Genomic DNA, 20828 nt, shown 5'->3' with positions numbered 1-20828 from the left:
CTTGCCCCGCGCGTCAGGAGGTATCGATGGGTCAGATCTTGTTCATCGTCTGGCGGGAGAGCGTCGAAGCGCTGCTCGTCGTCGGCATTCTCTATGCATGGCTGAAAAACGGCGACGACGACGCGCGCCGCGGCCTGCCTTTCCTCTGGGCCGGCGTCGGCGTCGGCCTGCTGATGGCCGTCGGCCTCGGCGCCGCGCTGGTCGGGTTCACCGAAGTGTTGTCCGGCGACGCGCAGGACTATTTCCAGACGGCGATGGTGCTGATCGCGTGCGTGCTGATCGTGCAGATGGTGCTGTGGATGCGCCGGCACGGCCGCACGCTGAAGCGCGACATGGAGCAATCGCTGCAGCAAAGCACGCGCGATTCGAACTGGTGGGGCGTCGCCGTGCTGGTCGCGCTCGCGATCGCGCGCGAAGGCAGCGAGACGGTGATCTTCCTGTACGGCCTCGGTTTCGGCCAGTCGGGCCACGTCGATGGCAGCCAGATGCTTGCGGTCGTGATCGGTCTCGGCCTCGCGTTCCTCACGTTCTATCTGCTGCAACTCGGCGGCAAGTACTTCTCGTGGCGGCATTTCTTCCGCGTCACCGAAGTGATGCTGCTGTTCCTCGGCGCGGGCCTGTTCCAGACCGGCGTCGACAAGCTGATCGACAAGGAAATCCTGCCGCTCGGCATCTCGCAAGTGTGGGACACGTCCGCGATCCTCGATGATTCGGGCACGTTCGGTTCGCTCGTCGCGACGCTGACCGGCTATCGCGCGCATCCGGCGCTGACCAACCTGGTCGCCTATGCGGTTTACTGGGCGGTCGTCTGGCTGCTGATGAAGCGTGCGAGCCGCCGTCCGGCCGTCGCAGCGGGTCGCGCGGCATGAGCGTTATCGCCGCCGTCAAGCCGGGCTGGCTCGCGCAGGCCGGCCAGTGGATGCAGCGCCACGGTGCGCTGATCCGGGGTATCCAGTGGATCGTCGTCGCCGTCTACGCGTTCCTGATCATCGTGCCGGCCGTGCTGCCGCTGCCGGACGATTCCGCGCATCTGTGGAACAACCTCACGCTCATCGCGCAGTTCGCGTTCTGGGGCATCTGGTGGCCGTTCGTGCTGCTGTCGATGGTGATGCTCGGCCGCGTGTGGTGCGGCGTGCTGTGCCCGGAGGGCGCGCTCACCGAATACGCGAGCAAGTTCGGCCGCGGCAGCCCGATTCCGCGCTGGATCCGGTGGGGCGGCTGGCCGTTCGTCGCGTTCGGCATCACGACGATCTACGGGCAGATGGTCAGCGTGTACCAGTACCCGCTCGCGGTGCTGTTCGTGCTCGGCGGCTCGACCGTCGGCGCGATCGTGATCGGCGTGCTGTACGGTCGCGAGAAGCGCGTGTGGTGCAAGTATCTGTGCCCGGTCAACGGCGTGTTCGGGCTGCTCGCGCGGCTTGCGCCGATGCGCTACAAGGTCGACGAGGATGCGTGGCGCCGTTCGTACAAGAACGGCGAGCACGGCCATCGCGTGATTCCGATCAATTGCGCGCCGCTCGTGCCGTTGCGCAACATGAAGGGCGCGGCGGACTGCCATATGTGCGGCCGCTGCAGCGGGCACCGCGACGCGATTTCGCTGTCGCTGCGCTCGCCGTCCGACGAAGTCGTGAATCTCGGTGCGGAGCGGGCCAATCCGTGGGACACCGCGCTGATCCTGTACGGCTTGCTGGGCGTGGCGATCGGTGCGTTCCACTGGACCGTCAGCCCGTGGTTCGTGCAGATCAAGCAATGGCTCGCGGGCTGGCTGATCGATCAGGACATCACGTGGCCGCTCGAGACCAATGCGCCGTGGTTCCTGCTCACGCACTACCCGGATCGCAATGACGTGTTCTCCTGGCTCGATGGCGGGCTGGTCGTCAGCTACATCGTCGGCACGGGGCTCGTGTACGGCACGGCGCTGCTGGTGTTGCTGGCCGGCGCCACATTGATGCTCGGCCGTTTCGATCGCGTGCGCCTGCATCACCTCGCCCAGGCGCTGATCCCGATCGCGGGCGCGGGCGTGTTCCTCGGGCTGTCGGCCACGACGCTGTCGTTGCTGCGCGCCGAGCATGTGCCGCTCGGCTGGGCTACCGATGTGCGCATCGCGATTCTGGTCGGCGCCAACGTATGGAGTGCGTGGCTCGCGTGGCAGGTGACGGGGCGCTATGCGACGTGGCCGCGCCGGCTCGCGGCATTCGCGTGGTTCGCGGTCGGCCTGGCCGTCATCGACAGCGCGTGGTGGTTGATGTTCTGGGGGTTCTGAAGCGGCGCGTGCCGCTTCCTTCGGCTGACCAGCCACATACATGCGGGCGGCATGCTTCGTACATTGGCTGCCCACACAAAAAAGCGACACGTCCATCGACGTGTCGCTTTTTTCTTCCTTGTGCGAGAACCAAAAAAGTGGCTTGGCTTGCTGCAACGGCTGCTTGAGTGTGTTTGCACGAAGGGGTCTAGATCTCGCGTGCAAGCCGTTACGCTGGCTACTGCCCAACACCTCTCAGGGAGGTGGTCCCCACAATACTCGGTCGTTACTTCGTCAGGATCAGTTTGCCGAGCCGCGTGGCCCGCAACTGATAAGTCTCTCCGTTATGCGCGATGCTGACGTGGCTTTGGCCTTGCAGCAGCGCATCGCTGTTGACGACCCGCGTGCCTGCATCGCGGTTGCCGGCGGGTTTCGCCGGCGTGGTGACCGCTGCCGTCTTCTGGCGGCTGCTGGCTGCGGTGCTCGTGGTGCGGCGCAGGGTCAGCGTGGTCGGGCGCATGGTGTCGGTCATTCGGTTTGATCGGTGACTGTCGATACGATGGAATGAATTCTAAATGATAACTATTCCCATTTACAAAAACTCTTTATCGATCGATTCGTCTGGGCTGATAGCCTGAGTCAAAAGGGCGGCCCGCGGGCCGCCGCCGGGTTCAGTGCAGCGGATCAGGGTCCTTGCGACCCTGCGCGTATTCGCGGATCAGGCGAACGGTGTCGATGTCCGACGTGCGGTACGCCTCCTTGACGATCCCGTGCGTCTGTCGCGCTTCTTCGCTGTCGTCGGTGACCGTCAGCGTCGTGCGGTACTCGAAACGCAGGAACAGCTCGTGGTCGTCGCGTTCCTCGATCGTCATCGTCAGCGAGCCACCGATCTCGCCATCGGCCGCACGGATGTCGTAGCGGACCTGCTGGTTCGGCGTGAACGTCACGTGGTCGCGCACGGTCGCGTGGCCGTAGTGCAGTTCGCGTTCGAGCGTCGTGTCTGTCCGCTCGCGGATGACGCAGCTGTCGAGGCCGATCACGAACAGTTGCGGCTGTTCGGCACGCAGGACGAGACCTTCCCAGAGCTGGTCGCGGTTGAGGCTTGGCACGGCCGGATCGTCGGAATTGATCTGGATCAGATGTTCGAAGTTCAAGGGGACGGGTTCCTTCTGGTGGCGGGCGGCCACATGGTTCAAGAAGTTATTGTGACGCAAAACCATCGGCTTCGCGGCACCTGCCACCCGATCCGATTCACGCTTCGATGCGACCCATGCGACCGGTCTGATAGTCGACGACAGCCTGCCGGATCTCTTCCTCGGTATTCATCACGAACGGGCCGTAACGGACGATCGGCTCGTTGAGCGGCACGCCGCCGATCAGCAGCAGGTCGAGCGACGTGTCGCCGGCAGCGAACGTGACGGTGTCGCCATCGTCGCCGTAGACGATCATGTGCCGTGCGTCGACAGCTTGCCTGTCGGGCCCGTAAAGGCCCCTTCCGTCGATCGGATAGGCAAACACGCGATAACCGGCCGGCACGGGCTGCGTGACCGTTGCACCGGGCTCCAGCGTGAAGTGCTGGTAGAGGATCGGCGTGCGCGTCTCGATCGCGGCTTTTACGCCGAATGCTTCGCCCGCGATGACGCGCGCGCGCGCGCGGCCGTCCGGCGATGTCGCGGTCGGAATGCGGGCGGCCGGGATCTCCTGGTAGCGCGGCGCGATCATCTTGTCGCGGCGCGGCAGGTTGACCCACAGCTGGAAGCCGTGGGAGCGTCCGCCTGCCCGAGCGAACGCCGGGTCGGGCATCTCGCTGTGCACGACGCCGGCGCCGGCCGTCATCCACTGCACGTCGCCGGGGCCGAGCGTGCCGGCATGGCCGGACGAGTCGCGATGGCGGAAGCGTCCATCGAGCGCGTAGGTCACGGTCTCGAAGCCGCGATGCGGATGGTCGGGCGCACCCACGGCTTCGCCGGGCGCGTAGTCGACGGGGCCCATTTCATCGAGCAGCAGGAACGGATCGAAATCCATCAGCAGCCGCGTCGGGAACGGGCGGTGAACCACGAAACCGCCGCCTTCGGTGGTGCGAAGCGCGGGGTAGGTGCGATCAAGCGAGCGAGCGGTGGTCATGGGAAGCCCTCGAAATCATCGGAATAGCGTTATTTTTGAAACATAGCGCTATTATATTGGGCGTTTTCCCGTTCGATTGGCGGTGGTTCGCAATGGATTGTTCTGAAATTGGAACGATGAGATGAATATCGATGCACATAACCTGAACGACCTGATGTACTTCTCGCAGGTCGTTGAACATGGGGGCTTTTCGGCCGCCGAACGCGTGCTGGGCATCTCGAAATCGCGTCTGTCGCGGCGCCTGACCGAGCTCGAGGCCGCGCTCGGCGTGCGCCTGCTTCAGCGCTCGACGCGCAAGCTCGCACTGACCGAGGCGGGGGAGCTGTTCTACCAGCATTGCCAGGCGATGCTCGCCGAAGCACGGGCCGCGATGAACGCGGTGCAGCAGTTGCGCGCGTCGCCACGCGGCTCGGTGCGCGTCAGCGTGCCGGTGACGCTGTCGCAGACAATGCTGTCGCGCATCCTGCCCGAATTCCTGCGCCGCTATCCCGAGGTGAAGGTGCATGTGCGCGTGACGAATCGCGTGATCGACCTGTTCGAGGATTCGATCGACGTCGCGTTGCGCGTGCGCTCGGAGCCGCCGCAGAACGCGAACATCGTCGTGCGGCCGCTGTGGCGCACCGAGCAGATGCTGGTCGGCGCGCCGAGCCTGCTGAGCCAGAACGCGCCGCCGCTGGCGCCGGACGACTTGACCGGCTTCGAGACGCTCGATACGCCGAGCGTCGACGGCCGGCACGTATTCAACCTGATCGCGCCGGACGGAACGCGTCACGTGCACGAGCATGATCCGCGTCTCGTGACGGCCGACCTGATGACGATCCGCGAGGCCGTGCTCGACGGCCTCGGCATCGCGGCGCTGCCGGAGATGATGTACGGCAACGCGTTGCGCGCGGGGCAACTGTCGCCGGTGATGCCGGGCTGGACGCTGCCGGTGCCGCAGCTGTATGCGGTGTTCGTGTCGCGTCAGGGGATGCCGCCCGCGGTCCGTGCGTTCGTCGATTACCTGGTCGAGAAGCTCGACCATGGCGCATACAAGGAGCCGGGTTGCCCCGAGCGTGCGAAGAAGGAAACGGCAGCCGATGTTTCGGCCACCTGAACACGGCACGCACGACGACGCAAATTTGTTTTGTCATTGAAGCGTCGGCTGCAATCGCAAGTTTCAATCGCCGGAACCTTGAATGCGTGCGCGGGCGGGCCTATATTGAAATCCCATTTCGCGAAGGAAGTTCTGAGCGAAATCAGGTGGCCGCATATATTGTGAGCCAGATAGGGCAGAACGCGCAGTCCGTGCAGACCACGGCAGAGTCGCATTTGCGTTGCTCGAGGCGTAACCGATACCGCCGAAGAGCCCGCCGCCCGAAGGCGCCCGCGTGCGCATGAAAAAAGGCCTTCATCTGGCGATGAAGGCCTTTTACTTTGGGTACGGCCGGTTAGGTACGGCCGGTTAGGTACGGCCGGTTAGGTACGGCCGGTTAGGTACGGCCGGTTAGGTACGGCCGGCTAGCTGCGCAGTGGCGACTGGCGACGGCGGAACGTGCGTGCGTTACTTCGCTTTCGCGCCCGGCTCCGTCACGAAGCCGAGTTTTGTCAGGCCGCCAGCTTGCGCATCCGACATCACTTCCGCGACGTGTTCGTAGGCAACCTTGCGGTCCGCGCGCAGATGCAATTCCGGCTGCGGCGTGCGCTTCGCAGCTTCCGCAATGCGTGCCTGCAGCTGTTCGCGCGTGACCGTGTGGTCGTCCCACAGGATCGTGCCGTCGCCCTGGATCGCGACGTCGACGGTCTGCGGCTTTTCGTCGACGGGCTGGCTGCTGGCGTGCGGCAGGTCGATCTTCACCGCGTGCTGCATCGCCGGGATCGTCACGAGGAAAATGATCAGGAGGACGAGCATGACGTCGACGAGCGGCGTCATGTTGATCTCGCTCATCACGGCATCGTCGTCATCGTCGCTGAAACCGGTGTTCATGGCCATGGTTCACCTCGTCTCAGCTGGCGGCGCGCGATGCGAGACGCAGGCCGTCGCGCGTCGACGACGACGCGAGGCTTGCGCCCGTCACGAAGTACGCATGCAGGCCGTGCGCGAAGCGGCGCAGCTTGCTGACGACGCCCTTGTTCGCGCGGGTCAGCGCGTTGTAGCCGAGCACCGCGGGAATCGCGACGAACAGGCCGAAGGCCGTCATGATCAGCGATTCGCCGACCGGGCCCGCGACCTGGTCGATCGACGTCTGGCCGGTGGCGCCGATCGCGAGCAGCGCGTGATAGATGCCCCAGACCGTGCCGAACAGGCCGACGAACGGCGCCGTGCTGCCGACCGATGCGAGGATCGCGAGGCCGCTCTGCATGCGCGAAATGCCTTCGTCCATCGTGTCCTTCAGGCAGCGCGTGACCCAGTCCGATACGTCCATGCGGTCGTGCAGGTGCGGTTGCGTCTGATGGTGGTGGTCGGCGGCTTCCTTGCCCGACAGCGCGAGCGCGAGGAACGGGTTGTCGTTCGGCGTCGATGCGGCGAGGCCGAGCTTCTTGATGCCGTCGTCGAAATTGTCGGAATGCCAGAATGCCTGTTCGGCATTCTTCGTGAGGCGGTTCAGGCGGATCACGTTCCAGCCCTTGATGACGATCACGATCCACGACAGGACCGACATCACGAGCAGCGTGATCGCGATGGCGCGCGTGACGAAATCACCTTGCGCCCAGACGTGCGCGATACCGTAGCTTTGCATTTTTTGTTTCCTTTGAATCTTCCGGATGAGGCAGGTTAGTCGGTGAGCCCGAAGCTGTAGGGCTGTGTGCGGGCGGCGCGGATCGCCTGGCCGTTCTCGACGTACGGGCGGCAGGTGGTCGAGCGCATCGCGTCGAGTGCGGCATCGTCGAGGCGCGGATAGCCGCTGCTCTTCTGCAGATCGATGCTTTCGATCTTGCCGGTCACGCCGACGACGAAGTGAACATAGGCGGTGCCCGATTCGCCGCGGCGGCGCGACATCGACGGATAGTCGGGCTTCACGAAGTTGCATTGGAGCGTCGGCACGTTCTTCGGTGCGCTGACCTGCATCGTTTCGCGCGCCGGGCCCGGCGTGGCGGCCGGTGCCGCGGGAGCGGGCGCGGCCGGCGCCGGCGTTGGATCGGCTGCGGGAGCGGGTGTGGGCGATGGGGCCGGCGACGGCGCAAGCGGCTGCGGGGTCGGCTTCGCCGCCTTTTGCACCGGCTTCGGCTCGACCTTCGGCTTTACGCGCGGCACGGGCTTCGGCGGTGCCGGCTGCGGGATCGACTCGGCCGCGACCTGCTGCGCGATCGGCGCGGGCGTGATGAGCTGCGCGGTGATCGTCTGGACCTCGACCGATTTCGGCGGCGGTGCGTTGCGATGGAGCCACGCGGCCGTCAGCATGATCGCGTGTGCGGCAAGCACACCGACCGCGACGACGATCACTCGGGGATTCATACGTGGTGCAGCCGGCATGGCGCCGGCAGGAGCGAGATGCGAAGCCTGCATGTTAGCTTGAAAGAACGACGTCGCACCCGGGGCGCGGCGGGTGAATCGGCATCACTTGCGGAAGATCAGCAGCGAGATGCAAACGGTGGTTACGAATCCGATCAGCAATTCCATCACAGGCTCCTTGGCAGGTAAGCCGTTGGCTCGCGCAGACGGTGGCTTGCTGACGGTCAAGACAAAAAATGCGGCCTGGGCCGCATGCGCACGCCCGGCGCCGCTCAGGCGGCCTTGCGGTCGTAGAACGTGACCGGAATCGGATGCGCATGATGCTCGACACCGCAACGGCTCGCGCAGACGCCTTGCTCGGCCATGAGGTCGCGTACGGACTCCTCGCACTTGCCGCAGCACGTGGCCACGCCGAGCTCGAACTGGAGTTCATCGAAAGAGTTCACGCCCTCGGCGAGGGACGCGCGAATCTTGCGATCCGAAACAGACTTGCACACGCAGACGATCATGATGAGTTGCGATAGCTAACGTTAATGCGAATTATTATCATTAATTTTGCGGAGGTTGACAAGCCTGGGTCCGGCTTTTTTTAAGGTCATCGGACCCTTGAAACGGCGGGGGAAGGCGAAGTCGTCGCGGGAGCGGGCGCACCGGCCCGCGTCAGGCGGTCGCGCAGGCGCGCGCGTTCGGCGACGAAATGGTGACGGATTCGACCGGCGCATCGAGGCCGAGCAGCGTCGACGCGAGCGCGCGCAGTTGCAGGCCGTCGCTCGTCGAGCAGAAGCGCGGCGGCGCGGCATGCGTGCCGGCCGGCGCGCGCAGACCGCGCTCGTCGAGCACCCGCGCGAGCTGGCGCGCGATGGCATCGCTCGTATCGACGATCGTCAGGCGCTCGCCAACAAGGTTACGAATCGTGTCTGTGAAGAACGGGTAGTGCGTGCAGCCGAGGACCAGCGTATCGGCGCCGTCGTCGAGCATCGGCTGGATGTAACGCTCGAGCAGCGCGCGCAATGCGGGCGAGTTCGTGTCGCCGCGTTCGATCGCTTCGACGAGCCCGTGGCCGGGCTGGCAGATGAAGCGGCGGCCGGCGCCGTAGCGGTCGAGCAGTGCCTGGAAGCGCGGGCTGTTCAGCGTCGATTGCGTGGCGAGGACGCCCGCGACGCCGGTCGTGGACAGCGCGGCGGCCGGCTTGATGCCCGGCTCGACGCCGACGAGCGGGATCGACAGGCGTTCGCGGATGGCCGCGATCGCCCGTGCCGTGGCCGTGTTGCACGCGATGACGAGCGCTTTCGCGCCTTCGCGGGCGAGCCACTCGCCGATCGCCAGCGTGCGTTCCGTGATGAATGCTTCGTCGCGCGGGCCATACGGCGCGTGGTGCGAGTCGGCGACGTAGACGAACGATTCGCCGGGCAGGTGCGCGCGCGCGGCGCGCAGCACCGACAGACCGCCGAGCCCCGAGTCGAAGATGCCGACAGGGGCGGTGGCGCGCGGCGCGGGTGCGGCGGACGGGTTCGTCATCGTCGGGCGGGCGGCAGGCTGGCGGGCGGTGCGATTACTCGGCCGAACCCATCATCGTTTGCTGATAGTTCTGCAGGCCGACCTTGCCGATCAGGTCGATCTGCGTTTCGAGCCAGTCGATGTGCTCTTCGGTGTCGTCGAGGATCTTTTCGAAGATCTCGCGCGACACGTAGTCGCGAACCGATTCGCAGTAGGCGATCGCTTCCTTGCAGGTGGACTGCGAGATCTGCTCGAGCTTCAGGTCGCACTTCAGGATCTCTTCGGTTTCCTCGCCGACGAGCAGCTTGTGCAGGTCCTGCAGGTTCGGCAGGCCGTCGAGCATGAACACGCGCTCGATCAGCCAGTCGGCGTGTTTCATTTCGCCGATCGACTCATCGTATTCGTGCTTGCCGAGCTTCTCGAGGCCCCAGTGCTTGTACATGCGCGCATGCAGGAAGTACTGGTTGATCGCCGTGAGTTCGTTCTTCAGTTGGGCGTTCAGATATTCGATGACTTTCTTGTCGCCTTGCATGGCTATTCCTTGTTCAGTGGGGCTTCAGAAACCGAACGATAATCGCTCGAACGAGAAAAGCCAAGCCTCGAAGCCTTGTCGGGCCTGCCTTTCGCGTGTAATGAGAATCAGCCTCGAACGACCGGCCGAACACAATAATGAGAATGAGAAGTAAAAAGGCCGGACGTCCGTCCGGCCTTTCGTTCGATCGCGCTTAAGCGGTGGCGACCGGGATCTTGCCGATCTTCGCTTGCCACTCCTTCGGACCGGTCTGGTGCACCGACGTGCCCGACGAATCGACAGCAACTGTTACAGGCATGTCCTGCACGTCGAACTCGTAGATCGCTTCCATGCCGAGGTCTTCGAATGCGAGCACCTTCGCGCCGCGGATCGCCTTCGACACGAGGTAGGCCGCCCCGCCGACCGCCATCAGGTAGGCTGCCTTGTGCTTCTTGATCGCGTCGATCGCGACCGGGCCGCGCTCGGCCTTGCCGACCATCGAGATCAGACCCGTCTGAGCGAGCATCGTCTCGGTGAACTTGTCCATGCGCGTGGCCGTCGTCGGGCCGGCCGGACCGACCACTTCGTCGCGCACCGGATCGACCGGGCCGACGTAGTAGATCACGCGGTTCGTGAAATCGACCGGCAGCTGCTCGCCCTTCGCGAGCATGTCGGCGATGCGCTTGTGCGCGGCGTCGCGGCCGGTGAGCATCTTGCCGGACAGCAGCAGCGTCTGGCCCGGCGTCCAGCTCGCGACTTCTTCCGGCGTCAGCGTGTTCAGGTCGACGCGCTTGCTGGTTTCCGTGTTCGGCTCCCACTGCACCTTCGGCCAGGCATCGAGCGACGGCGCTTCAAGCTTGGCCGGGCCCGAACCGTCGAGCACGAAGTGCGCGTGGCGCGTGGCCGCGCAGTTCGGGATCAGCGCGACCGGCTTCGAGGCCGCGTGCGTCGGCGCCGCCATGATCTTCACGTCGAGCACGGTCGCGAGGCCGCCGAGGCCCTGCGCGCCGATGCCGAGCGCGTTGACCTTCTCGTGCAGTTCCACGCGCAGTTCCTCGACCCAGTCCTTCGGGCCGCGCGCGATGATTTCCTGGATGTCGATCGGCTCCATCAGCGATTCCTTCGCCATCAGCATCGCCTTCTCGGCGGTGCCGCCGATGCCGATCCCGAGCATGCCCGGCGGGCACCAGCCGGCACCCATCGTCGGGACCGTCTTCAGCACCCAGTCGACGATCGAGTCGGACGGGTTCAGCATCACGAACTTCGACTTGTTTTCCGAGCCGCCGCCCTTGGCCGCGACCTGCACGTCGACCTTGTCGCCCGGCACGATCTCGTAGTGGATCACGGCCGGCGTGTTGTCCTTCGTGTTCTTGCGGGCACCTTCCGGCGGATTGACGATCGACGCGCGCAGCACGTTGTCCGGGTGCGTGTAACCGCGGCGCACGCCTTCGTTGATCATGTCGGTGAGGCCCATCGTCGCGCCGTCCCAGCGCACGTCCATGCCGACCTTCACGAAGATCGTCACGATGCCGGTGTCCTGGCAGATCGGGCGCTTACCTTCCGCGCACATGCGGCTGTTCGTGAGGATCTGCGCAATCGCGTCCTTCGCCGCCGGGCTCTCTTCCAGCTCGTACGCGCGGCCGAGGGCCTGGATGTAGTCGAGCGGGTGGTAGTAGCTGATGTACTGCAGCGAATCCGCGATGCTCTGGATCAGGTCTTCCTGTTTGATGACGGTCATGGCTGAGACTCTGTGGGGACAGTGGGAATGGTTTGCCGACGGTTCAGGCCGCCGGTCGGGACGCCGCGGGCGCATGCGCCTCGTGGAAATGGGCCGGGTGCGTATGCGTCGTCAGGCGGTCGACCCACGCCATCACGAGCGCCGACACGAGGAACGACACGTGGATGAGCACCTGCCACATGATCGCGTGCGTCGTGTGCTGGTCGGGGTTGATGAAGGTCTTCAGCAGGTGGATCGACGAAATGCTGATCAGCGCCATCGACAGCTTGACCTTCAGCACGCCCGCGTTCACGTGGTCGAGCCATTCGGGCTCGTCGGGGTGGCCCTCGATGCCGAGCCGCGACACGAACGTTTCATACCCGCCGACGATCACCATGATCAGCAGGTTCGAGATCATCACCACGTCGATCAGGCCGAGCACGGCGAGCATCACGCTGATTTCGTCGAGGCCCGCCGCATGCGACAGCAGGTGCCAGACTTCCTTCAGGAACAGGAACACATAGACGGCCTGCGCGACGATCAGGCCGAGGTAAAGCGGCACCTGGAGCCAGCGGCTCATGAAAATCAGCGCGGGAAGGGGGCGAAGCGGGCGACGGCCAGGATGGCCGGGCGAATGCGGGGCGGACATGTCGGGGTACGGGCGCGGTGCGCAGGTATCGGGGATGATCTTGAAAAGGCGCGCTATTGTAACGCGTCGGCCGGCGCGGTTGCAGCGACGCGCCGGCACTGCCGGGGACGGATCAGGAAGCGGCGGCCGGCACGCGTTTCACGCGCAGGCTCGCGAGCACGATGCCGGCGACGACGCACGCGAGCGCGATGCCATGCGCAAGCGTCGGGCGCTCGCCGAGGAACGCGATGCCGTACGCGGCCGCGGCGATCGGCAGCACCGCGCTGAACACGCCGGCGAGGCTGCCCGGCACGTGCCGGATACCCTTCATCCACAACCAGAACGAGAAGATGCTGGCCGACAGCCCGTACCAGACGACGAGCGCCCAGGTGCCGGCGGGCACGCTCGCGTAATCGAAGTGCCACAGCGCGGTTGCGCCGAGCGGCAGCATCAGGAACAGGCCGAACAGGTGCGTGTACGCGCAGATGTCGATCGGCGCGAGCGTCTGCGTGAGCCGGCGCGACAGGATCACGTAGATCGATTCGCAGCACACCGCGCCGAGGATCAGCAGGTTGCCGGTCAGCGAGCCGGACGCGTCGCCCTGCGCGCCGTGACCGGCCGCGCCGCCGTTGGCGAGGTTGATCGTCACGACGCCGATGATCGCGAGCGCGATCGACACGAGCGCACGGCCGTTCGGTTTTTCACGCAGGATCAGCCACGCGAACAGCGCGACGATCGCCGGGATCGTGCTCGTGATGACGCCCGCGGCCACCGCGCTCGTGCGCTGCACGCCGTTGAGCATCAGCAGCGTGAACATGAAGGTGCCGAAGAAGGCCTGCAGGAACAGGTTCAGCCATTCGCCGCGCTTGACCGCGCGCATCTTCACGGGGCTGAACAGCGGCCACAGCACGGCGATCGCGATCACGAAGCGCAGCGTGGCGAGGATGGCGACGGGGACGAATGCAACGATGGATTTACCGATACCGACGTTGCTGCCGACGAACAGCATCGACAGGATGAGGAAGAGGGCGTAGCGATTCAAGCTGGAATCCGGAAGGCGAGTTCAGTTAGGATTGTAGGGTCGCGGTCGCAACAGCGTAAAGCCGACCTCGATGCGGCGCCGCCCGGCGCACGAAACGGCCATGCCGCGTAAGTGACGGGTAAGTTGGAGCGCTTATCGTGGAAACTGCCGGGCCGCGGGGCACGTTCATGTGAGGTGGTGCGGTGCAGCATCGTGCGCAGGCTTCGCGGCCGCGTGCGGGTGGTGGGAGACAGCGGCGCGCAGGCGCCGGCCAAGACGACGCGCGGCGCACACGATCGCGCCGCCATGCAGAGGATTCATGTTCACCAAGGGGTTGTCGATGTCTGCGATTGAATCGGTTCTTCACGAAACCCGTCAGTTCGCGCCGCCCGCGGCGCTCGAGCAGACGGCGACCATTTCCGGCATGCCGGCCTATCGCGCGCTCGTCGCCGAGGCCGAGCAGGATTACGAAGGCTTCTGGGCGCGTCTCGCGCGCGAGGGCCTCACGTGGCACAAGCCGTTCACGACCGTGCTCGACGAGCGCAACGCGCCGTTCTACAAGTGGTTCGACGACGGCGAGCTGAACGCGTCGTACAACTGCCTCGACCGCCACGTCGAAGCCGGCCACGGCGAACGCGTCGCGGTGATCTTCGAGGCCGACGACGGCACCGTCACCCGCGTCACCTATGCGGATCTCCTCGCGCGCGTGTCGCGCTTCGCGAATGCGCTGAAGCAACGCGGCATCGGCAAGGGCGATCGGGTCGTCATCTATATTCCGATGTCGATCGAAGGCATCGTCGCGATGCAGGCCTGCGCGCGCATCGGCGCGACCCACTCGGTCGTGTTCGGCGGCTTCTCCGCGAAATCGCTGAACGAGCGGCTCGTCGACGTCGGCGCGGTCGCGCTGGTCACCGCCGACGAGCAGGCGCGCGGCGGCAAGACGCTGCCGCTCAAGAGCATCGCCGACGAGGCGATCGCGATGGGCGGCTGCGAAGCGGTCAAGAGCGTGATCGTCTATCGCCGCACCGGCGGCCAGATCGACTGGCATGCGGATCGCGACCTGTGGATGCACGAGCTGACCGACGGCGAGTCCGACCGCTGCGAACCGACCTGGGTCGGCGCCGAGCATCCGCTGTTCATCCTGTACACGTCGGGCTCGACCGGCAAGCCCAAGGGCGTGCAGCACAGCACCGGCGGCTACCTGCTGTGGGCCGCGCAGACGATGAAGTGGACCTTCGACTGGAAACCCGACGACGTGTTCTGGTGTACGGCCGACATCGGCTGGGTCACGGGCCACACGTACATCACCTACGGCCCGCTCGCATGCGGCGGCACGCAGGTCGTGTTCGAGGGCGTGCCGACGTATCCGGACGCCGGCCGCTTCTGGAAGATGATCGACGATCACAAGGTCACCGTGTTCTACACCGCGCCGACCGCGATCCGTTCGCTGATCAAGGCGGCCGAGGCCGACGACAAGGTGCATCCGAAGAGTTACGACCTGTCGAGCCTGCGCATCATCGGCACGGTCGGCGAGCCGATCAATCCGGAAGCGTGGATGTGGTACCACAAGCACGTCGGCCACGAGCGCTGCCCGATCGTCGACACGTGGTGGCAGACCGAAACCGGCGGCCACATGATCACGCCGCTGCCGGGCGCGACGCCGACCGTGCCGGGTTCGTGCACGCTGCCGCTGCCGGGCATCATGGCCGCGGTGGTCGACGAGACGGGCCAGGACGTGCCGAACGGGCAAGGCGGGATTCTCGTCGTCAAGCGGCCGTGGCCCGCGATGATCCGCACGATCTGGGGCGATCCCGAGCGTTTCAAGAAGAGCTATTACCCGGAAGAGCTCGGCGGCACGCTCTATCTGGCCGGCGACGGCACGGTGCGCGACAAGGAGACCGGCTACTTCACGATCATGGGCCGGATCGACGACGTGCTGAACGTGTCGGGCCATCGGCTCGGCACGATGGAGATCGAGTCGGCGCTGGTATCGCATGAACTGGTTGCCGAGGCGGCGGTGGTCGGCCGTCCGGACGATACGACGGGCGAGGCGGTGGTCGCATTCGTCGTGCTGAAGCGTTCGCGCCCGGAAGGCGACGAAGCGGCGGCGCTCGCGAAGACGCTGCGCGACTGGGTCGGCAAGCAGATCGGGCCGATCGCGAAGCCGAAGGACATCCGCTTCGGCGACAACCTGCCGAAGACGCGCTCGGGCAAGATCATGCGGCGCCTGCTGCGCTCGCTCGCGAAGGGCGAGGCGATCACGCAGGATACGTCCACGCTCGAGAATCCGGCCATCCTCGAGCAGCTCACCGAAGTGCGCTGAACGCCTGCCGGTTGCGCGTCACGCGCGTGAGCCCCTGCGCGGCAATCCCGATTGCCCGCGCAGGGGCTTTTTGCTACATAACGGCATGACCGTTCCGACCCGTTCGGCGCCTGCCGCGCCACCTCCGGTTCCCGTACCGCTCGCGCGTGCGCATGCGCGCTATTGGCGCTTCAACGTCGCACTGATCGCGGTGCTGATGGTGATCGGCTTCGCGGTGTCGTTCATCGTGCCGTTCTTCGGGCCCGCACTCGCCGGCGTGCGCTTCGCCGGCTTCAGCTTGCCGTTCTATGTCGGCGCGCAGGGCGCGATTCTCGTGTACCTCGTGCTGATCGTCGTCTACATCGGGTTGATGCAACGTGCGGACCGCACGCTGCGCCGCGCGTACGACGAGCATGCGGCGCGCGCCGGCCATGCGAACGGCGGGCGCTGATTCATGCTGACGCGTCGACTGATACGCGCATACGCGCTCTACACGCTCGGATTTCTCGGCTTCGTGCTGCTGATGTGGCGGATCGAGCGCGCGACGGGCTCGGGCGTGTGGATCGGCTACGTGTTCCTGTTCGTGCCGATCGCCGTGTATGCGGTGATCGGGTTGTTGTCGCGCACGTCCGATCTCGTCGAGTACTACGTGGCGGGGCGGCGCGTGCCGTCCGCGTTCAACGGGATGGCGACGGCGGCCGACTGGCTGTCGGCCGCGTCGTTCATCGGCCTGGCCGGCTCGCTCTACGCGACCGGTTACGACGCGCTCGCGTACGTGATGGGCTGGACGGGCGGGTTCTGCCTCGTCGCGTTTCTGCTCGCGCCCTATGTGCGCAAGCTCGCGCGCTACACGATTCCGGATTTTCTCGGCACGCGCTTTTCGAGCACGGCCGTGCGCGCGCTCGCGGCCGGCGCGGCGATCCTGTGTTCGTTCGTGTACCTCGTTGCGCAGATCCAGGGGATCGGCCTGATCGCGACGCGCTTCATCGGCGTCGATTTCGCGATCGGCATCTTCTGCGGGCTCGCGGGCATTCTCGTGTGCTCGTTTCTCGGCGGGATGCGCGCGGTCACGTGGACCCAGGTCGCGCAGTACATCATCCTGATCAGCGCGATCCTGATCCCGGTGTCGCTGATCGCGATGAAGAACGGGCTCGGTCCGGTGCCGCAGTTCAATTACGGCAAGCTGATGGAGCGCGTCGCGGCGCGCGAGGCGCAGGTGCGCGACGCGCGCGACGAGCAGCAGGTGCGCGATGCATACCGCCGGCAGGCCACGGCTATCCAGACGCGGCTCGACCGGTTGCCGGCGTCCTATGCGGATGCGCGCCGGCATCTCGTCGACCAGCTTGCGGATCTGCGGCGCCATAACGGGCCGCTGCGCGAGATCAGCCGGCGCGAGCGCGAGTTGGCCGATTTTCCGCGCGATCCGGCGGCGGCGCGCGTGGCGTGGACGCAGGCGCGTGACGACCTGCTGGCGCGTGCCGAACCGCCCGTGCCGATGCACGAGCCGTTTCCGGCCGCGAGCGAGGACGAACGCAAGCCGCGCGAGCGGAACTTCCTCGCGCTGCTGCTGTGCCTGTCGCTCGGCACCGCGAGCCTGCCGCACATCCTGACGCGCTACAACACGACCACGTCGGTCGCGTCGGCGCGGCGGTCGGTCGGCTGGACGCTGTTCTTCATCGCGCTGTTCTACCTGAGCGTGCCGGTGCTCGCGGTGCTGATCAAGTACGAGATCCTCGCGAATCTCGTCGGGCGACCGTTCGCCGAATTGCCGGCCTGGATCACGCAGTGGCATCACTTCGAACCCGACCTGATCAGCGTCGTCGAGGTGATTCGCGACGGTATCGTGCACTGGTCGGAAATCCAGATGCAGCCGGACATGGTCGTGCTGGCCGCGCCGGAGATCGCGGGGCTGCCGTATGTCGTGTCGGGGCTGATCGCGGCCGGTGCGCTGGCCGCGGCGCTGTCGACTGCGGACGGGTTGTTGCTGACGATCGCGAACGCGCTGTCGCACGATGTCTATTACTGCATGGTCGCGCCCGATGCGTCGAGCCAGCGGCGCGTGACGATCTCGAAGGTGCTGCTGCTGGGGGTGGCGCTGTTCGCGTCGTATGTCGCGTCGCTCAATACCGGGAAAATTCTGTTTCTCGTCGGGGCGGCATTTTCGCTGGCGGCGTCGAGCTTCTTTCCGGCGCTGGTGCTGGGCGTGTTCTGGAAGCGCACGACGACGCGTGGCGCGATTGCCGGGATGGTGACGGGGTTGGCGGTGTGCGTGTATTACATCGTGTCGACTTATCCGTTCTTCACGCAGCTGACGGGGTTCGCCGGGCGTACGTGGTTCGGGATCGAGCCGATCAGCTCAGGCGTGTTCGGTGTGCCGGCGGGGTTCGCGGTGGCGATCGTGGTGAGTTTGTGTGACAAGCGGCCGGATGAGTATACGCGGGCGTTGGTGGATTACATTCGGCATCCGTGAGGGGGGCCGATGAGGCATCGCGTGTCGACGCCCAAATGAAAAGCCCCCTGATTTCTCGGGAAATCAGGGGGCTTCATGGATTCTGGCGGAGAGAGGGGGATTCGCCCACACAAGCGCGGGCCGCGGATTCGCTTGCAAGCGAATCCCTTCGAATCCCCCGCGCAAGCCGAATTGTCGGCTTGCTTCTCTCCGGAAACGAAAATGCCCGCTGGCGCGGGCATTTGAATCCTGGCGGAGAGAGGGGGATTCGAACCCCCGATAGGCGATTAACCTATACACGCTTTCCAGGCGTGCGACTTAAACCACTCATCCATCTCTCCGGAAGACCGAGAGTATAGCAAACTCTGGCGGCAGCCCGCCACTCCCTTCGGCGTTCGTCAGAAATCCGTCGTCATCGACAGCCACACCGAGCGCGGATCGCCCTGCGTCAGGTATCCGCCGATCGTCGACGACCAGTACGACTTGTTCGCGACGTTGCGAACGGTCGCGCGGAACGTCGTCTTCTTGCCGAACACCTCCGTCGCGTAACGGGCGCCGAGGTCGACGCGGTCCCACGCGTGGATCGACATCGTGTTCGCGACGTCCAGGTACTGCGGCCCGGTGTGGATCCAGCGCGCGGTCAGCGTAAGCCCGTTCAGCATCGGTACGTCGTATTCGGCGCCCGCGTTGAGCAGGAACGACGGCACGCCGATCGGCCGGTGGCCGTCGTTCGCGCCGCCCGCCGTGTCCTGCAGCGTCGCGTTGAGGTACGTCGCGCCCGCGATCAGCCGCACGCCTTTCCACGGTTCGCCGTACACGGCCGTCTCGATGCCGCGGTGGCGCTGGGTGCCGTCGGCGCCGAACAGGTTCGTCGCCGGATCGGTGTACGCCATCGGCTTCTCGATCTGGAACAGCGCGAGCGACGCGCCGACCTTGTCGGTGTCGTACCGGATGCCGGCTTCATATTGCTTCGAGCGGTACGGCGACAGCGCCTGGCCAGCGTTGCGTGCGGTGTTCGGTGCGATCTCGCCCTGGGCGAGCGCTTCGCTGCGGTTCGCGAAGATCGACACGTTGCGCCACGGCTTCACGACGAGACCGAATACCGGCGTCGTGATCGCGTCGCTGTAGACGCCCGTGACCGCGCCCGTGTAGCTGAAATTGTCGACCGAAATCGACTGGCGGCGTGCGCCGATCGTGAACAGCACACGATCGTCGAGGAAGCCGAGCGTATCGGACACCGCGACGCTGCGCAGCCAGCTCTTCGTGACCGTGCCCGGATCGTTCATGTCGCCGCCTGCGTAGGCCGTCGGCGGGAACGCGACCGGCGCCGGATCGTAGAGCGTCGTCGGAAACGCGTTCGACAGCGTGTACGCGGACTGGCTGTCGACGCGGATGAACGACGCGCCGGCCGTCACGAAGTGCGACACGGGGCCGGTCGTGAAGCGGCCGCGCACGCCGGCTTCGGCCGACTGCGCATCTTCCTTGTGCGGCACGCTCAGGCGCGAGCCGGTCGTGCCGGACGACGAGTAGGTCGGCGTGTAGTAGTCGCCGTGCTCGTTCGTATGGCGCGCGCCGGCCGATACGTAGGCCGTCCACGCGGGCAGGAAGTCGTACTCGGCGCGCACGATCCCGACCGTGTCCTCGAGTTCGCTGAAGCTCCACGGCTGCGCATAGTTGTGCGTCGCGGACGGCACGGCGGGCAACTGATTGCCGCTGACGAGCACGATCGGGCGGCCGTTGTCGATCCGCTGCCGCTGATACAGGAAGTCCCCTGACAGGCGCAGCCTGTCGCCGCGCCAGTCGAGCGACACCGCCGTCACATTGCCGCGGCGGCGCTCGTCGTCGACGGCCGTGTCGCCGCCGCTGATCGACTGGTTCACGCGTACGCCGAACTGGCCTTCGCTGCCGAAGCGGCGGCCGATGTCGACATGCGTGCCGAGCGAACCGGACGTGGCGCCGTCGACGGTGACGCGCGTGAGCGGCTTGTCGTCCGCGCGCTTCAGCTGGAGGTTCACGCCGCCGCCGACTGCCGAGCCGTTCGGCGATGCCCCGTTCAGGAAGGCATTCGCGCCCTTGAACACGTCGACGCGCTCGACCGCATCGGTTTGGACGAGCTGCCGCGGCGTGACGCCGTACAGGCCGTTGAGCGACACGTCGTCGCCGGCGAGCGCGAACCCGCGGATGACGAACACCTGCGAGAAGTTGCCGTAGCCGGATGCGCTGCGCACGGCCGGATCGTTGTCGAGCACGTCGGCGAGCGTGCGCGCCTGCTGGTCCTCGATCAGTTTCGACGTGTAGGTGGTCATGCTGAACGGCACGTCGCTCGCCTTTTGCTGGCCGAGCACGCCGAAATCCGCGCCGCGCGCGACCTGGCCGCCGGCGTAGGTCGGCGCGAGATCGCCCGGCAGCGGCTCGGCCGCGCCGGTCACGTTGATCGACGGCAGCACGGCGCCATCGGGCGCGGTGTTGGCGGCGGAAGTCGCTTGCTGGGCGTGTGCGGCGGCCGGGAAGGCGCAGGCGAGCGCAATGCCGAAGGCAATCGGCGTGAGACGCCGGGCGGGTAACGAAAATGTCGACATGGGACGCAAATCGGTGTGGTCGATGATCCGTCCCAGGGCGGCAAGTCGGAATCCGGGCGGCGTGACGCGTCCGTACTGTCGCGGACGTGCTTTTATCGAGCGGCGGAGTCTAACGTAAACGAGAATCATTGTCGTTTACGGAGGAATCAGTCCACTATTTGAGATAACCGCGGGCCGTTCACCGGCGACGGCGCACAACCGCCGAGCGGGCGTCGGGACGAACATGCGATCATGCGAAGTCCGCATTCGTCGTAACAAACCGTGCGTGCCGATTGCGGTCTGTCGGGTCGATCGGTTCCATGCCGCCCGTCCGCATCGCACTCTT

General features: G+C 65.8%; 19 protein-coding genes and 1 tRNA gene. 6 read left to right on the top strand and 14 right to left on the bottom strand.

All coding sequences use genetic code 11. The annotated features are described in order from the left end of the window. The first annotated feature begins 26 nt into the window (after positions 1 to 26). Both JYG37_RS13465 and JYG37_RS13460 read left to right on the top strand, forming a co-directional pair. Positions 27 to 869 (top strand): FTR1 family iron permease, encoded by an 843-nt coding sequence (locus JYG37_RS13465; protein WP_027784952.1) that lies wholly within the window; start codon positions 27 to 29, stop codon positions 867 to 869. Beyond that, on the top strand, positions 866 to 2263 hold the full coding sequence (locus tag JYG37_RS13460) for a 4Fe-4S binding protein (protein ID WP_176017094.1): 1398 nt from the start codon (positions 866 to 868) through the stop codon (positions 2261 to 2263). Before JYG37_RS13465 ends, JYG37_RS13460 begins: the two co-directional genes overlap by 4 nt. A gap of 265 nt (positions 2264 to 2528) precedes the next feature. Here the strand turns inward: JYG37_RS13460 and hemP are convergent, their stop codons facing one another. The 3 genes from hemP to JYG37_RS13445 all read right to left on the bottom strand — a co-directional run bounded on the left by hemP (position 2529) and on the right by JYG37_RS13445 (position 4366). Continuing rightward, entirely contained in the window at positions 2529 to 2774 is a 246-nt protein-coding gene (hemP, locus tag JYG37_RS13455) for a hemin uptake protein HemP (protein WP_050018186.1), read from the bottom strand. 139 nt (positions 2775 to 2913) lie between these two features. Next, positions 2914 to 3396: an SRPBCC family protein gene (locus JYG37_RS13450; protein ID WP_050018187.1), complete on the bottom strand. Its 483-nt coding sequence runs from the start codon at positions 3394 to 3396 to the stop codon at positions 2914 to 2916. Between the two features lie 97 nt (positions 3397 to 3493). Next, positions 3494 to 4366 carry a pirin family protein gene (locus tag JYG37_RS13445; protein WP_176017095.1) on the bottom strand — a complete coding sequence of 291 codons (873 nt, stop codon included), beginning with the start codon at positions 4364 to 4366 and terminating at the stop codon, positions 3494 to 3496. A 121-nt stretch (positions 4367 to 4487) separates the two neighbouring features. Between JYG37_RS13445 and JYG37_RS13440 the strand changes: the two genes are divergently transcribed. Continuing rightward, complete coding sequence (locus tag JYG37_RS13440; protein ID WP_050018189.1) at positions 4488 to 5462, top strand: LysR substrate-binding domain-containing protein; 975 nt, start codon at positions 4488 to 4490, stop codon at positions 5460 to 5462. A 447-nt stretch (positions 5463 to 5909) separates the two neighbouring features. On the opposite strand, the gene JYG37_RS13435 is transcribed toward JYG37_RS13440, so the two are convergent. From JYG37_RS13435 to JYG37_RS13395, 9 genes are all read right to left on the bottom strand, one after another. Then, positions 5910 to 6338, bottom strand: a complete 429-nt coding sequence (locus tag JYG37_RS13435) for an ExbD/TolR family protein (RefSeq protein ID WP_006478310.1) — start codon at positions 6336 to 6338, stop codon at positions 5910 to 5912. 13 nt (positions 6339 to 6351) lie between these two features. Beyond that, entirely contained in the window at positions 6352 to 7086 is a 735-nt protein-coding gene (locus tag JYG37_RS13430; protein ID WP_006483875.1) for a MotA/TolQ/ExbB proton channel family protein, read from the bottom strand. Between the two features lie 35 nt (positions 7087 to 7121). Continuing rightward, positions 7122 to 7853, bottom strand: a complete 732-nt coding sequence (locus JYG37_RS13425) for an energy transducer TonB (protein WP_124557682.1) — start codon at positions 7851 to 7853, stop codon at positions 7122 to 7124. A 218-nt stretch (positions 7854 to 8071) separates the two neighbouring features. Beyond that, the gene (locus JYG37_RS13420) at positions 8072 to 8308 is read right to left on the bottom strand and encodes a (2Fe-2S)-binding protein (RefSeq protein WP_006482749.1); all 237 of its coding nucleotides are present in this window, start codon (positions 8306 to 8308) and stop codon (positions 8072 to 8074) included. A gap of 151 nt (positions 8309 to 8459) precedes the next feature. Continuing rightward, a complete protein-coding gene (gene murI, locus JYG37_RS13415; protein ID WP_050018191.1) occupies positions 8460 to 9317 on the bottom strand; it encodes a glutamate racemase in 858 nt (285 codons plus the stop codon). Between the two features lie 34 nt (positions 9318 to 9351). After that, positions 9352 to 9828 carry a bacterioferritin gene (gene bfr, locus JYG37_RS13410; protein ID WP_043188739.1) on the bottom strand — a complete coding sequence of 159 codons (477 nt, stop codon included), beginning with the start codon at positions 9826 to 9828 and terminating at the stop codon, positions 9352 to 9354. Positions 9829 to 10021: 193 nt separating this feature from the next. Then, entirely contained in the window at positions 10022 to 11545 is a 1524-nt protein-coding gene (locus JYG37_RS13405; RefSeq protein ID WP_050018192.1) for a fumarate hydratase, read from the bottom strand. A 43-nt stretch (positions 11546 to 11588) separates the two neighbouring features. Next, positions 11589 to 12173, bottom strand: a complete 585-nt coding sequence (locus JYG37_RS13400; protein ID WP_050018193.1) for a TIGR00645 family protein — start codon at positions 12171 to 12173, stop codon at positions 11589 to 11591. Between the two features lie 112 nt (positions 12174 to 12285). Continuing rightward, positions 12286 to 13194, bottom strand: coding sequence for a DMT family transporter (locus JYG37_RS13395; RefSeq protein WP_124631988.1), 909 nt, complete (start codon positions 13192 to 13194; stop codon positions 12286 to 12288). A 319-nt stretch (positions 13195 to 13513) separates the two neighbouring features. Here JYG37_RS13395 and acs point away from each other — a divergent pair, with 319 nt between their 5' ends. The 3 genes from acs (at position 13514) to JYG37_RS13380 (ending at position 17945) form a co-directional block, all read left to right on the top strand. Further along, positions 13514 to 15496: an acetate--CoA ligase gene (acs, locus tag JYG37_RS13390; protein WP_213345498.1), complete on the top strand. Its 1983-nt coding sequence runs from the start codon at positions 13514 to 13516 to the stop codon at positions 15494 to 15496. An 85-nt stretch (positions 15497 to 15581) separates the two neighbouring features. After that, positions 15582 to 15926: a DUF4212 domain-containing protein gene (locus tag JYG37_RS13385; protein ID WP_050018008.1), complete on the top strand. Its 345-nt coding sequence runs from the start codon at positions 15582 to 15584 to the stop codon at positions 15924 to 15926. 3 nt (positions 15927 to 15929) lie between these two features. Then, a complete protein-coding gene (locus JYG37_RS13380) occupies positions 15930 to 17945 on the top strand; it encodes a sodium:solute symporter family protein (protein ID WP_050018007.1) in 2016 nt (671 codons plus the stop codon). A gap of 229 nt (positions 17946 to 18174) precedes the next feature. Here the strand turns inward: JYG37_RS13380 and JYG37_RS13375 are convergent. Beyond that, positions 18175 to 18265, bottom strand: a tRNA-Ser gene (locus tag JYG37_RS13375). A 57-nt stretch (positions 18266 to 18322) separates the two neighbouring features. Further along, complete coding sequence (locus JYG37_RS13370) at positions 18323 to 20503, bottom strand: TonB-dependent receptor (RefSeq protein ID WP_050018006.1); 2181 nt, start codon at positions 20501 to 20503, stop codon at positions 18323 to 18325. Positions 20504 to 20828 lie beyond the last annotated feature (325 nt).

Origin of the sequence: Burkholderia sp. LAS2 (assembly GCF_018417615.1) — a bacterium.
Lineage (GTDB): Bacteria > Pseudomonadota > Gammaproteobacteria > Burkholderiales > Burkholderiaceae > Burkholderia > Burkholderia sola.
Note: the sequence above shows the minus strand (reverse complement) of the source record. Positions and strands in the feature narration are given on the sequence as shown.